Below are 13,228 nucleotides of genomic sequence, written 5' to 3'. Positions count from 1 at the left end.
GGAAGCTTGAAAAAACACATTCTGCCAGTCTGCCTGCATAAGTCAAACAGAAGTGGCATGTTACAGAGCGGCTATTGTCACATAAACGGCTGAGCGGGTGCGGCAAACGTGCGTGCCAGGGCTTGCCCTTTGGCATCGAACAGCAGGCAGCGCTGCGCTGGCAGATGCAGGCGCATGGTGTCGCCCGCCTGGCGCAAGCCTTCCTCGGCCGGCAGCTTGACGGCCAGCATCTCGGTCACGCCGTGCATGCTGGCGTAAACGATGGCCACGTCGCCCAGGTATTCGACATGGCTGACGGTGGCGTCAACGACGTTGTTACCCGCATTTTCCCCGTGCTGCAGGCCGACATGCTCGGCGCGCACGCCCAGAGTCAGCTGGTCGCCTGCTGCCACGCTCTGGCCCCGCGCCTCGACCTCGATCACGGCGCCGCCGGGCAGGCGCACGGCCACCGTGCCGGGAGCGCTGGCGACGGCGACGCAAGCGACGAAATTCATCTTTGGCGCACCGAGGAAGCCGGCCACGAACAGGTTGCCGGGATTGTTATATAGCGCGTGCGGACTGCCCACCTGTTCGATGCGTCCGCCGTTGAAGACGACGATGCGCTCGCCCAGGGTCATGGCCTCGACCTGGTCGTGCGTGACGTAGATCATGGTGGTTTTCAATTCCTGGTGCAGGCGCGAGATTTCCACGCGCATTTGCACGCGCAGCGAGGCATCGAGGTTCGACAGCGGCTCGTCGAACAGGAACACCTGTGGTTTGCGCACGATGGCGCGGCCGATGGCCACGCGCTGGCGCTGGCCACCCGACAGGTCTTTCGGCTTGCGTTTCAACAGTGGCGTGATTTGCAGGATGTCGGCCGCGCGTTCGACGGCGGCGCGCACGTCCGCCTTCTTGTGACCGGCCAGGCTCAGGGCGAAGGCCATGTTTTCGAACACCGTCATGTGCGGGTACAGGGCGTAGCTCTGGAAGACCATGGCCAGGCCACGCTCGGCCGGCGCGATATCGTTGGCCAGCTTGCCGCCGATATGCAGTTCGCCATCCGTGATGTCTTCCAGTCCGGCGATCATGCGCAGCAGGGTCGATTTGCCGCAGCCGGACGGCCCCACGAAGACGACGAATTCGCCGTCGCCGATATCGAGGTCGATGCCGTGAATGACCGGGTGCTTGTCGTCATACAGCTTGACGATATTTTTTAATGCAATGTGTGCCATGAGGTGGTTCTATCCTAGCTGGCGCTGGCCGGCGCGGATGTGGCGCCGGCGTCAGCTTGGTCGGAAGGAGCCTTCGGTCCGATACGCATGAAGCGCGACAGGATCAATACGGGCACGGCCGACACCAGCACCCACAGGAAAAAGCTCTTGTAGCCGAGCGCCGTCTGGATGTCGCCGCTGATCATCTTGAACAGCACAAAGCCCAGCTGCATCACGCCGGTGGCAAACGCATAGTGGGCCGTCTGGTATTTGCCCACGGAGACCACCTGCATCATGAACAGGATCAGGCCGACAAAGCCGAAGCCATAGCCGAACATCTCCACGCTGAGCGCGGCCGTGATCAGGGTCAGATCGGTGGGCATGCTGTGGCTCAGGTAGTAGAACACCAGGTTCGGCAAGTTCATGGCCAGGATCAGGAAGAACATGGCGCGCTTCAGGCCCAGCCAGGAGGTGAAATAGCCGCCGCCTATGCTGCCCAGCAAGAAGGCCACGGTGCCTGCCGTGCCGTACACGGCGCCCACTTCCGTCGTCGACAGGCCCAGTCCGCCCAATTCGCGCGCTTCGCGCAGGAACAGCGGGCCGATGGTTTGCACCTGCGCCTCGCCGGCGCGAAACAGGATGATGAAGGCGATCATGCCCCAGATGCCAGGCTTTTTCAGGAAGTCCACCAGCACGTCCCACAGGGTGCGGCTGATGCCGGCCACGCTCTTGTCGGCCACCGCTGCGTTGCGCACCTGTGGCAGCGCCCACAGGTGGTAGGCGGCCAGCGACAGCATCATGGCGCCGATGATCAGGAAGATCACCGACCAAGCCGGCTTGATGCCGATTTTTTGCTCCAGGTAGCCGGCCAGGATCACCAGGCCGCCCAGCGAAATGAATTTGCCCGCATTGAAGAAGGCACCTTGCCAGCCCGCGTAGGCCGCCTGCTGCTTGTTCGACAGGCTGGCGATATACAGGCCGTCGCAGACGATGTCGTGCGTGGACGACGCCAGCGCAGCGACGAACAGCACGGCGATGCAGGCGGCAAACCACAGCGGCGTTTGCAGGGCCAGCGCGATCAGGCCCAGGCTCAGGCCACCGGCGAACTGGAACAGCACCACCATGGTCTTCTTGCTCGACGCCAGTTCCAGGAAGGGGCTCCACAGCGACTTGAAGACCCAGGCAAAGCCGATCAGGCCCGTCCAGCGGGCGATCTGGTCGTTCGGCACGCCCAGGCTCTTGAACATCAGGCCGGCCACCAGGGCCACGGCGTAAAACGGCAGGCCCTGGGCGAAGTACAAGGTCGGTACCCAGGAGATCGGGCTGCGTACTTTTTTGCTGATGCTGATGCGCTTGTCGTGCATGGAAGCTTCCTTATCGAGAGACGTTTTCATTTGACTGCGCCGTCCATGCCGCGCATGAAAAAGCGTTGGGTAAACAGGAAGGCGAGCAGGGTCGGCACGATGGTGATCAGGGTGCCGGCGGCGATCACGCGCGTGCTGCTGCCGAAGGTGCCGCGCAAATACAGCACGCCGACAGAAAGCGGGAATTCATCGGGCTTGCTCATGACGATGGAGGGCCAGATGTATTCATTCCACGATTCGACAGCCGTCAGGATGCCGACGGTGGCCAGCCATGGCGTAATCAACGGCAGCATGATGCGGCTGAAGATGACCCATTCGGTGGCGCCATCGACACGCGCCGCGTCGATCAAGTCTTGTGGCACTTCCTCGAACGCCTGCTTGAGCAGCAAAATGGCCACGGCCGTCACCACGTTGGGCAGGATCACGCCCGTGTAGGTGTCGACCAGGCTCATTTGCGTGATGGTGATGAAGTTGACGAGGAAGTTCACTTCCGAGGGCAGCACCAGGGTGGCCAGGATCAGGCCGAACACGAGTTTGCGGCCGCGAAATTTCAGGCGCGCCAGCGGATACGCGGCCAGTGAACACAGCAGCAGTTTCCAGAACACGGTAAATACGGCGATCAGCACCGAGTTCTTGAAGAAGGACCAGATCGGGATGGCCTGGAAGACTTCGATGAAGTTGTCGAAGGATGGCGCCTTCGGCCAGAAGGTGGGTGGAAAGGCGAAGATATTGCCTTCCGTGGAGATGGCCGTCACCAGGGTCCACCAGAACGGGAAGACGCAGATGACGGCGATCGCGCACAGCACGGCATAGTGGCCTGCTATCGGCAGGCGCGTTTTCAGGGGGCGGGAGCGGATTTTCATGGTCATTGCCTGTCAGCGGTGCTTGGGTTTCAAATAGCGCAGGCACAGCAGGGCGATGGCTATGCAGAACAGCGAGACGACGAAACTGGCCGCCAGTGCGCGCGGCAGTTTCAAGTGCTTGAGGCCCTGGTCGTAGGCGTAGTACAGCGCCGTGAAGGTGGAATTCATCGGCCCGCCCTGCGTCAGAACATCGACTTCCTGGTATGCCTTCAAGGCTGCCAGCACGGACAGGATGGAGCACAGCATGATGGTCGGGCGCAGCATCGGCACGGTGATTTTCCAGAAACGCTGCCAGCGGTTGGCGCCATCGAGCATGGCCGCTTCCTGCATGTCTGACGGGATGGCTTGCAGCGCCGCCAGGTACATCACCATGTACCAGCCCAGGCCGCGCCACAGGGTGACGAACATGACGGCAAACAGGGCCAGGCTATCGTTCGTCAGCCAGCCCACGGGCGCGTTCACCAGCTTTAACGTCATCATCACGTAGTTCAGCGCGCCCTGTTCGTGGAACATGAAGCCCCACATGATGCCGACCACGGACACGGTGGTCACTACCGGCACGTAGAAGGCGGCGCGGAATAAACGGATGCCGGGCAGGCGGTTGTTCACCAGCACGGCCAGCACGATGGCGCCCACTTGCACGAAGGGCACCATCAGCAGGAATATCAGCGAGTTTTTCAGGCCCGAGACGAACATCTCGTTGTTGAAGATGTAGCGGAAGTTATCCAGGCCGACGAAGCGCGTCTCGCGTATCAGGCTGTAGTCGGTGAAGGCCAGCACGGAGCCGTAGCCGACGGGCCAGAAGGAAAAGGCGGCCAGCAGCAGCAGGGCCGGGGTCAGGAACAGCCAGGCTTGCAGGGTGTGGCGGTGGGCGAGTTTCATGGTGTCCTCAGTGGCGCGGCAGGGTGGCCAGCTTGCGGTTCCAGATGGCGACGGCCTGGTCCAGCGCCTGCTTGACATCCTGCTTGCCCGTCACGCCCGCTTCGACGGCCTTCACCAGCGAGCGGCGCAATTCGTCGTAGTCATCGATGCCAGCCACGTACAAGGTGCGCGAGTGGCCCATCGACAGGGCACCGGCGGCCACCGCCTTTTCGGCCGCGCCCGCGTTCTGCGGCGTGGATAGAAAAAACGGGTCGGCCGCTGCCTTGACGGTGGTGGGAAAGACGCTGGCCTGCCTGGCGAAAGCCAGCTGGTTGTCGTCGTTCGTCAGGAAGCGCGCGAACTTGCCGACCGACGGCAGCAAACGCGCCGGCACGCCTTTCGGAATGGCGAAGTGCACCAGCCAGCCGCCATCGGCGATACCGGTCGGGCCCAGCGGCGCGGGCGCCACGTCGGTGATGGCGTAGATGTCTTTCGCGTCGCCGCGGATGCGCTGCATGGCAGTCGGCGGCGCCAGCAGCATGCCCAGGCGGCCGCCCTTGTAGGCGTCGATCACGGCCGGAAAATTATCTTCGGCGAACAGGCTCTCCTTCAACAAACCACCGACCTTGTAGGTGTCGGCCAGTTTCTGTACCAGCGCCACGTGCTGCGGCGAATTGAAGACGGCGCGGTTGTCGGTGATGACTGCCAGGCCCTGCTGCATGAACAGGCCATCGATTTTCGAGAGGGCGGGGGCGATGCCGGCCTTGCCCGTGCGTTGCGCGATCTGGCGCGCGAACGCCAGTTGTTCATCGAGGCTGGTGGGGCCGCGCGTGAGGCCCGCCTGCCTGAAAATGGCGGTATTGAAGGCGATCACCGCGACATTGCTGTACATGGGAAAACCGTAGGTGTGACCCTTGAAGCGCAAGTCGTCCAGGGCGCTGGGAATGTAACTGGCGCGCGCTTGCTTGATCAGGGCATCGACGGGCGTGAGCAAACCGTCGCGCGCAAATTCGTCGGCCCATGGCACGTTCAGGCTGACCAGCGCTGGCGGCGTGCCGGCCACGATGCGCGTGACCAGCTTGGTCTGGATGATGTCCCACGGAAAGTCTATCCATTCGATCTTGACGTCGGGATTCTGCGCCTCATAGCGCGCCACCACCGCATTGAAATACGGCGTGAACTTGGGCTTCATGCTGAAGGTCCAGAATTCGATTTTCTCGGCAGCCCGTGCCTGCGGCGCGAGCAGGCCCGCGCAGGCAACAACCGCCAACAGTCTCTTGATCGTCATTTTTATCCTGGAGCGCGAGGCTCCAATGTCCATGAGTCTGCGGCGCGGGTACATGCCCTTGCCGTCGCTTATATTCGTGCTGTTGCCGGCAGCCGCGCCCCTTGCCGGGAGCGCAGCTGCCGCCTACTGCTTAATTTGTCTTCGTGACCTTGCTCAAGTGACGCGGCGCATCCGGGTCCATGCCGCGCGCGGCAGACAGTTTCGCCGCCATCACGTAGAAGGACTGGATGGCAACGATCGGGTCAAGATCGGGCGTCGCCGCCACCGGCAGGGTCAGGTCGCGCTCGGCCACGTCGTCGGGCGCCGCCAGCAAGACTTTGGCGCCGCGACCGCGCATTTCCGTGGCCAGTTGCAGCAGGCCGGATTGAGTCGGGCCGCGGGTGGCGAAGATGAGCAGCGGATAGCCGTCTTCAATCAGGGCCATCGGGCCATGCTTGATTTCGGCGCCGCTGAAGGCTTCCGCCTGCAGGGCTGAGGTTTCCTTGAATTTCAGCGCCGCTTCCAGCGCCACGGGGAAGCTGATGCCGCGGCCCACGACCATGATGTTGCGCGCCGGCGCCAGCACGTCGATCGCTGGCGACCAGTCGACGCGGGTTGCTGCGAGCAGCGCTTCGGGCAGCGCATCCAGGCCGCCCAGCAACTCGGGGTCGTTCTGCCACTGTGCCACCATGCGCGCGCCGGCGACCAGGCTGGTGATGAAGCTTTTCGTCGCGGCGACGCTCTGTTCCTTGCCGGCGCGCAGGGGCATGGCCCACTCGGCGGCGTGCGCCAGGGGCGAATCGATGTCGTTGACCAGGGCCACGGTGGTGGCGCCGCCATCGCGGAAGTAGCGGATCGGTTCGACCACGTCCGGGCTCTGGCCCGATTGCGAGATCGAGATGGCCAGCGTGTCGCGCGTCACCAGCGGCGACTTGTTCAGTGTCACCAGAGACATCGGCAGGGACGCCACGACGCGGCCCAGGCGCGCCATGATCAGGTAGGCGACGTAGTTGCAGGCGTGGTCGGAGCTGCCGCGCGCGATGGTCAGCGCGGTCGAGAACGAGGTGCTCCTCAATTTGCGGCCCAGTTCCGCATAGCGTTCCGTGTCGCTGGCCAGTTGCAGGGCGACGCATTCGGCGGCGGAAATGGCTTCTTTAAGCATCATTGAGGTCACAGATTTCTCCTTCTATATATACAGCTTTGAGTTTGAGATCGCGATCGAGTACCACCAGATCGGCGTAAGTGCCGGGGGCCAGCCGGCCGCGTTCTTCCAGGCCCAGGTAATCGGCGGCGTTGGTCGACACGCGCCTGGACGCGTCGGCCAGGTCCAGTCCCAGCCCCACCAGGTTGCGCAGCGCCTGGTCCAGGGTCAGGGTGCTGCCCGCCAGGGTGCCGTCGGGCAGGCGTACGCCGCCCATGCATTTCTGCACGGCGTGGCGACCCAGCATGTATTCGCCATCGGGCATGCCGGTGGCGGCGGTCGAATCGGTGACGCAGTACAGGCGCGGGATGGCGCGCAGGGCCACCTTGATGGCGCCCGGATGCACGTGCAGCAGGTCGGGGATCAGTTCGGCATATTCGGCGTGCGCCAGGGCGGCGCCGACCATGCCAGGCTCGCGGTGATGCAGGCCGCTCATGGCGTTGAACAGGTGTGTGAAGCCCATGGCGCCGTGTTCCAGCGCTGCCACGCCGTCTTCATACGAACCGAGGGTATGGCCGATCTGCACGCGCACGCCGGCGTCTGCCAGGGCGCGCACCAGCTCAAGGTGGCCGGCGATTTCCGGCGCCACTGTGATGACGCGCAGCCTGGCCAGCGTTTGCAGGCGCTCGATTTCTGCCAGGGTGGCGGCGCGCGCGAAGTTGGGCTGCGCTCCGAGCTTGCCGGCATTGATGTACGGACCTTCCAGGTGGGCACCCAGCACGCGCGCCGTGTTCGGGCGGCGGTGCTTGGCGGCGATGCCGATGGCCGTCAGGGCCATGTCGATATCTTCCGGCGGCGCCGTCATGGTGGTGGCCAAGAGGCTGGTGGTGCCGTGGCGCGCATGGATGGCCGCGATGGTGTAGACGGCTTCGCCGCCTTCCATGATGTCCTTGCCGGCGCCGCCATGCACGTGCAGGTCGATAAAGCCGGGCAAAATATAATCGTCGCTGTTGCCCGACGGGTGGAGGGAATCGCCCGTGATGCTGTCGACCCGCTCGCCGAAGGCGATGGCGCCGTGGATCCAGCCGCCGGGGGTAAGGATATTGCCTTTGATAGTGCTGCTCATCTGCGCGACTCCGCTACGAATTCATAATAATCACTGCGGCAATACGAGTGGGTCAGTTCCACCGCTGCGCCGTTGTCGAGATAACTGACACGGGTGATGTGCAGCATGGCTTCACCCGTCTTGATATTGGCCAGCTTGGCCTGTTCCGCCGTGGCGTTGACGGCGCGGATATGCTGCAGCGCGCGCATCGGGATGGTGCCGCGCGACTCCAGGTAGCCGTACAGCGAATCGGTGACCTGCTGCGGGTCCGGCATATACAGCGCGGGGATGGTGGTCGTCTCGATCGCCATGACCACGTCGTCGGCCGTGCGCAGGCGGCGCAGGCGCGCCACCGGCATGTGCGGCGAAAGTCCCAGTGACAGCAATTCCAGCGGCGCGGCCGCGCCGATGTCGCGCTGCAGCCAGCGCGAGCCGGCCGTAAAGCCCCGCTGGCGCAATTCTTCCGAAAAACTCGTCAGGCGCGACAGCGGCTGTTCCAGCTTGGGCGTGATGTAGGTGCCCGAGCCGCGCTTGCGCGTCAGCATGCCACGGTCGCACAGCATGTCGATGGCCTTGCGCGCCGTGACGCGCGAGATTTCCAGGATTTCCGACAGCACGCGCTCGGAAGGCAAGGCCTGGTTGGCGCGCCAGTCGCCGCTGGCGATACCGTCCGACAGCATGTTCGCCAGTTGCATGTAGAGCGGCGTGTCGCTGGCGGGATTCGGTTTGAAGGCAGACAGTTTGGCCAGCATGGTCATTGCTCCTGCAAGTGCTTGCGTATCAGGCGCAGACCGCCTGCGGCCGAGTCGCCCTGTGCTGGCACGACCAGTTGCAATAGTGTCGCCGGCAGGTAGCTTGACAGGGGCGCCGCCAGGCCGCCGCACAGGGCCACGGGCAAGATGCCGGCCGGGTCGAGCGCCCTGGCGATGAGGGCGATCTGCTGGCCCGCGTCCGTCAGGATGGTACGCGCCACGGCATTGCTGGGTGCGTGCTCTAGCACCAGCCGCGCCAGTTGCGCGAAGTTGGTCTGGCTCGCGGCCGCCAGCCACACCTGCATGGCGTCGCGCTGGCCGCCGCAGGCGTCGATGATGGCCGTGGCGAAGGCACTGCCAGGCACGCGCCCGTCGACTACCTGCTGCGCATGGTTGATGGCGCGCATGCCGATCCAGGCCCCGCCCGCCTCGTCGCCGGAGGGGAAGCCCCAGCCGCCCACTTGGTGGCGCTTGCCGTCCGCGTGCAGCACTTCGCCCACGCTGCCTGTGCCGATGGCAACGATGGCGCCCGGCTGGCCGGCGTGCGCGCCCAGCAGGGTGGTCAGGGCATCCGATTCGAGTGCCACAAAGGCATAGCCGGGATGGTGTTCGATGAAGCTGGCGGCCCACTGCTTGTTGTGCACGCCGGCCAGGCCCAGACCGATGGCCATGCGCTGCAGCGGCGGCTGTTCCAGGCCGGCGGCGCGGAAGGCCAGCGTGACGGCATGCGCCACGGACGTCCAGGCCCGGTCGATGCCCAGCCCCAGGCCGGATGGGCCGCTTTGTCCCTGTGCCAGTTCCTGGCCATCGAGGCGCGCCAGGCGTACGCGGGTCCCGCTACCTCCGCCGTCGACGCCGATTATGTATTCGATCATGTTGTGCAGTCCCGCGGTTGATTGATGGCGCCTGTCTCGGTTCTTCTATTTGTCGGGCGGCGAAAAAGCTGAAGGCACTATATTGTTGCACTGATGGCTAGTCAAGAGGTATTTAAGTGGTATTGTAAAATTCTGTCGCGCCCGACGCAGCACCCCCGTGGGTGTGATTGCAAGTGATTGTTAATAAAGGCTATTTTTTGTATTGCGAATGGTATTGAAATTGGCCTTGTTTAATGCCACTTTTCGGACTGGTCTATGCCTGGTGTTGCGCTATTGCTTGTATGCATGCTTGGCAAGGGACGCCATGAAGAGTAAAGTCCGGCTTTTACACCTGAGTTGGAAGAGCATGATGAACGACAAGGCAGCAAAGAGCGCGTACTGGGACGACTGGCAGCAAGAGGCGCTGGCCGCTGGCGTGTCGGCGCCGCTGGCTGCGCTGGGCATGGAAATGATGCGCACGCACCGCAAGAACCGCTGGCCGAAGGATTTCCTGGGTCGCGAAAGCGATGGCCCGGTCATGATAGAAATGTGCCTGGAAGACGAGGCCGAAACGGAATTGTTCTTTATCGAGAACCTGTATCCCTACGATGCGGCACTGATCGAAAAGACGCGCCGCCGCCTGTGCCTGCACTAGGCAGGCGGATGCCGCCTGCGCGCATGACAGAACAGCCGCCTTGCGCGGCTGTTTTTACGTCAGCGTATGGAATTTATCGTTGCGCGTGCGCGAATGCATGCGCAGGCCCAGCAGCCCGATGGCGACCAGCAGCAGCGAATGCGTGCGCGGTTCCTGCGGCGTGGGCACGCGCAGGCTCGCTTGCGGCGGCTGGAAATAGGCCAGGCGCACGGCCTGGGGGGAGGGCGCCGCCCGGTAGGCCGCCATCTGAACCGGCGAAGTGCTTGCCGCATGCGTGTTGCCAGCGACCGAGAGCGACAGGGCCGCGCCCAGCAAGATCATCTTTCTCATCATATTGTCTGTTTCCGCCGAGGGCTGTGAATCGATTACACATGGTCTGGCGTATGCCGGCCATGTCCTGTCCCCAGTGTGTATGCTTGCTACGGTGCCGGTCCTGCCACACCTAAACAATATCTTTTTATAAAGTTCGTGTATTAAAACATAATAAATTGAAAATGCCTACGGCTTTTTGCAAATAAGCGCATGCGCTGCCTGAGCTTGCCGGGCGGGATCTGTTGCATGGGGGGAAATGACGTGGCATTTTCATGGGGGAGTGTCATAATGGCCCAGGCATTTCCGCCCAGGTATGGAGTAGATGATGAGCAAGGCACAGGACAGCAAGAAGGAAGCCAAGAAAGAACCGGCCAAGAGCATGAAGGAAAAGAAGGAAGCCAAGAAGGTCAAGAAAGAAGAGCGCAAGCGCTGATCATGCGCTTGCGCCGTTCCCCGACGCGGCCGTGGCGTGCGCCTGCCCTGCTGGCGGCGTGCGCCATGCTGGCCTTCGGTGTGCCCGTGTCCGGCGTGCTGGCGCAGCAAAAGCCGCCGCCGTCCACGTTCGGGCAAGTGGTGGGCAATGCCGTGCTGTGCATCGACCAGATCGACAACAAGGCCTTTTATGCCTATTTGCTGACGGCTTTCGGCCCTGCCTACAAGCATGAGGGGGGCGCCTACTGGTTCCGCACGGATGCCACCTTGTGGGGCGCGCCGATAACCGACGTCATCGTCAGCGACGACACCAGTCCCCTCGTCTTCATGGGCGTGGTGGCCGATTCGACGCCGGAAAAGCTGGAACCGGCCATCCGCAGCGCCTCGGGCCTGCGTTTCAATAAACTCGACAGTTCCGCCTTTCCCGTCCGTGGTTCCATGCCTGGCAGTAAAATTGTCTACTTCCGTAGCAAGGCGAAAGTGTATTGCGCCAAATACAAGCCGTTGCCGCCGGCCCGCACCCGTTGAGGGGTTCGGCTTGTCGCCGCGCATTTTGATCGTTTCATCCGCAGGGTCTCCATGTACACGCATTATTTCCAGCTCAAGCAATCGCCGTTCTCGATCGCCCCCGATCCCCGCTACCTGTTCATGAGCGAACGCCACCGCGAAGCGCTGGCGCATCTGCTGTATGGCGTGGGCAGCGGCGGCGGCTTCGTGCTGCTGACGGGGGAAATCGGCGCCGGCAAGACCACCGTGTGCCGCTGCTTCATGGAGCAGATTCCGGAAAACTGCCAGCTCGCCTATATCTTCAATCCGAAACTGTCCGTCGAGGAATTGCTGCTGTCGATCTGCGAGGAATTCCGCATCGCCCTGGCGCCCGGCGTGGCCAGCGTGAAAGGCTATGTCGACGCCATCAATGCCCACCTGCTGGCCAGCCATGCGCAGGGCAAGAACAATGTCCTGATCATTGACGAGGCACAAAACCTGTCCGCTGCCGTGCTCGAGCAGTTGCGCTTGCTGACCAACCTGGAGACGAGCGAACGCAAGCTGCTGCAGATCATCCTCATCGGCCAGCCGGAATTGCGCGCCATGCTGGCCCGGCCCGAGCTGGAGCAACTGGCGCAGCGCGTGATCGCCCGTTATCACCTCGGTTCGCTGACGGCCGAGGAAACGGCCCACTATGTACGCCACCGCCTGGCCGTGGCGGGCAGCACGGCGCAGACGCCGTTCGCGCCGCTCCTGATGGCGCAGATCCATGCCTTGAGCCACGGCGTGCCGCGCCGCATCAACCTGCTGTGCGATCGTGCGCTGCTGGGCGCCTACGTGGAAAACCAGCCGCAGGTGACGCGCCAGATACTGCGCCGTGCCGCCGAGGAAGTGTTTGCCGAAGAGGGCAAGCCGGCAGCCGGACGGGGTCTGCGCTGGCCGCACGTGGCCGGCGGCGTGCTGGCCGGCGCCGTGGTCACGGCGGCGCTGGCCTGGCATGTCATGCCGCGCCCGCCCTCTGTGCCCCCAGTATCTGCCGTGGCCGCCTCGCATCCGGCCGCGTCTGCCGTGCTGGTTGCCGCCGCGCCTACGCCCACGCCCACCCGCGTGCCGGACCGCAACGCCGTGCTGCGCCAGCTGGCCAGTCTGTGGGGCGAACAGTTGCCGGCCGGCGACGCTTGCCAGGCGGGCACACGCGCCGGCCTGCGTTGCCTGCATAGCCGGGGCGGTATCGCCGAGCTGCGCGTGCTGGACCGCCCCGCCATGCTGGCCTTGCGCGATGGGGAAGGGGGGGAACAGCTGGCGCTGCTGACGCGCGTGCAGGACGAGAGCGCCACGCTGATGTTTGACGGCAAACAACAAAGTTTGTCGCTGGCCCAACTGGCGCAGCGCAGCGATGGCAGTTTTACTACCTTCTGGCGCGCCCCGCGCAACTGGCGCGACGAAGTGCCACTGGGGGCGCGCGGCGCCGACGTGGACTGGCTGGCGCAGCGCTTGGCGCAACAGCGGGGCTTGCCGGCGCCTGCCGCCAATCTGCCGCTCGATGCCGAGATGCAAAGCCAGCTGCGCGCTTTCCAGCAGAGCCAGAACTTGCGGGCCGATGGCCTGGCTGGCCCTAAAACGTTCATCCGCCTGATGCAACTGGGTGATAATTCGGAGCCGCGCCTGAGCAGCGCAGCTCCTGCCGTGGCGGCGCCCGCTGCGACGGTGATGGTGGCAGGAAAATAAGATGTCCTACATACTGGAAGCACTGAAAAAATCGCAGGCCGAGCGCCAACTGGGCGAGTTGCCGTCGATCCATGCACCGCAAGTGCCATTGCACGCTGCCGCGGTGTCCTCTGCGGCCCAGCGCGGGCCCGTCTGGCTGGCGCTGGGTGGCATCAGCGTGGCAGTGGCCGCCGCGCTGCTGCTGTGGCAGACATGGCAGACATGGCAGCCATGGCAGG

13 protein-coding genes and 1 pseudogene are annotated in these 13,228 nt (G+C 63.8%); 4 read left to right on the top strand and 10 right to left on the bottom strand.

Annotated elements, in window-relative coordinates; genetic code table 11:
• Positions 1 to 77 precede the first annotated feature (77 nt).
• The 9 genes from K0F85_RS21445 to K0F85_RS21405 form a co-directional block, all read right to left on the bottom strand.
• The gene (locus tag K0F85_RS21445; protein WP_219117957.1) at positions 78 to 1,211 is read right to left on the bottom strand and encodes an ABC transporter ATP-binding protein; all 1,134 of its coding nucleotides are present in this window, start codon (positions 1,209 to 1,211) and stop codon (positions 78 to 80) included.
• 14 nt (positions 1,212 to 1,225) lie between these two features.
• Positions 1,226 to 2,554 (bottom strand): MFS transporter, encoded by a 1,329-nt coding sequence (locus K0F85_RS21440; RefSeq protein WP_219117956.1) that lies wholly within the window; start codon positions 2,552 to 2,554, stop codon positions 1,226 to 1,228.
• Between the two features lie 26 nt (positions 2,555 to 2,580).
• Positions 2,581 to 3,417 carry a carbohydrate ABC transporter permease gene (locus tag K0F85_RS21435; protein ID WP_219117955.1) on the bottom strand — a complete coding sequence of 279 codons (837 nt, stop codon included), beginning with the start codon at positions 3,415 to 3,417 and terminating at the stop codon, positions 2,581 to 2,583.
• A 12-nt stretch (positions 3,418 to 3,429) separates the two neighbouring features.
• A complete protein-coding gene (locus tag K0F85_RS21430) occupies positions 3,430 to 4,299 on the bottom strand; it encodes a carbohydrate ABC transporter permease (RefSeq protein WP_219117954.1) in 870 nt (289 codons plus the stop codon).
• A gap of 7 nt (positions 4,300 to 4,306) precedes the next feature.
• Positions 4,307 to 5,566 carry an ABC transporter substrate-binding protein gene (locus tag K0F85_RS21425; RefSeq protein WP_219117953.1) on the bottom strand — a complete coding sequence of 420 codons (1,260 nt, stop codon included), beginning with the start codon at positions 5,564 to 5,566 and terminating at the stop codon, positions 4,307 to 4,309.
• Between the two features lie 130 nt (positions 5,567 to 5,696).
• Entirely contained in the window at positions 5,697 to 6,710 is a 1,014-nt protein-coding gene (locus K0F85_RS21420) for an SIS domain-containing protein (RefSeq protein WP_219117952.1), read from the bottom strand.
• Complete coding sequence (gene nagA, locus K0F85_RS21415) at positions 6,700 to 7,812, bottom strand: N-acetylglucosamine-6-phosphate deacetylase (RefSeq protein ID WP_219117951.1); 1,113 nt, start codon at positions 7,810 to 7,812, stop codon at positions 6,700 to 6,702. The genes K0F85_RS21420 and nagA overlap by 11 nt, the downstream gene beginning before the upstream one ends.
• A complete protein-coding gene (locus tag K0F85_RS21410; protein ID WP_219117950.1) occupies positions 7,809 to 8,543 on the bottom strand; it encodes a GntR family transcriptional regulator in 735 nt (244 codons plus the stop codon). The genes nagA and K0F85_RS21410 overlap by 4 nt, the downstream gene beginning before the upstream one ends.
• Positions 8,544 to 8,545: 2 nt before the next feature.
• Positions 8,546 to 9,418 carry a BadF/BadG/BcrA/BcrD ATPase family protein gene (locus tag K0F85_RS21405; protein WP_219117949.1) on the bottom strand — a complete coding sequence of 291 codons (873 nt, stop codon included), beginning with the start codon at positions 9,416 to 9,418 and terminating at the stop codon, positions 8,546 to 8,548.
• 346 nt (positions 9,419 to 9,764) lie between these two features.
• Between K0F85_RS21405 and K0F85_RS21400 the strand changes: the two genes are divergently transcribed.
• Entirely contained in the window at positions 9,765 to 10,052 is a 288-nt protein-coding gene (locus K0F85_RS21400) for a hypothetical protein (RefSeq protein WP_086148127.1), read from the top strand.
• A gap of 54 nt (positions 10,053 to 10,106) precedes the next feature.
• Here K0F85_RS21400 and K0F85_RS21395 read toward each other — a convergent pair whose 3' ends face one another.
• Positions 10,107 to 10,385 carry a hypothetical protein gene (locus K0F85_RS21395; RefSeq protein WP_219117948.1) on the bottom strand — a complete coding sequence of 93 codons (279 nt, stop codon included), beginning with the start codon at positions 10,383 to 10,385 and terminating at the stop codon, positions 10,107 to 10,109.
• Between the two features lie 414 nt (positions 10,386 to 10,799).
• Here K0F85_RS21395 and K0F85_RS21390 point away from each other — a divergent pair, with 414 nt between their 5' ends.
• From K0F85_RS21390 to K0F85_RS28965, 3 genes and pseudogenes are all read left to right on the top strand, one after another.
• Complete coding sequence (locus tag K0F85_RS21390) at positions 10,800 to 11,324, top strand: hypothetical protein (protein WP_219117947.1); 525 nt, start codon at positions 10,800 to 10,802, stop codon at positions 11,322 to 11,324.
• 51 nt (positions 11,325 to 11,375) lie between these two features.
• Positions 11,376 to 13,010, top strand: a complete 1,635-nt coding sequence (locus tag K0F85_RS21385) for an AAA family ATPase (RefSeq protein WP_219117946.1) — start codon at positions 11,376 to 11,378, stop codon at positions 13,008 to 13,010.
• Position 13,011: 1 nt separating this feature from the next.
• Positions 13,012 to 13,228, top strand: a pseudogene (locus tag K0F85_RS28965) (hypothetical protein); the annotation flags it as partial.

The organism is Janthinobacterium sp. UMAB-56 (assembly GCF_900095265.1).
Classification (GTDB): Bacteria; Pseudomonadota; Gammaproteobacteria; order Burkholderiales; family Burkholderiaceae_D; genus Janthinobacterium.
Note: the sequence above shows the minus strand (reverse complement) of the source record. Positions and strands in the feature narration are given on the sequence as shown.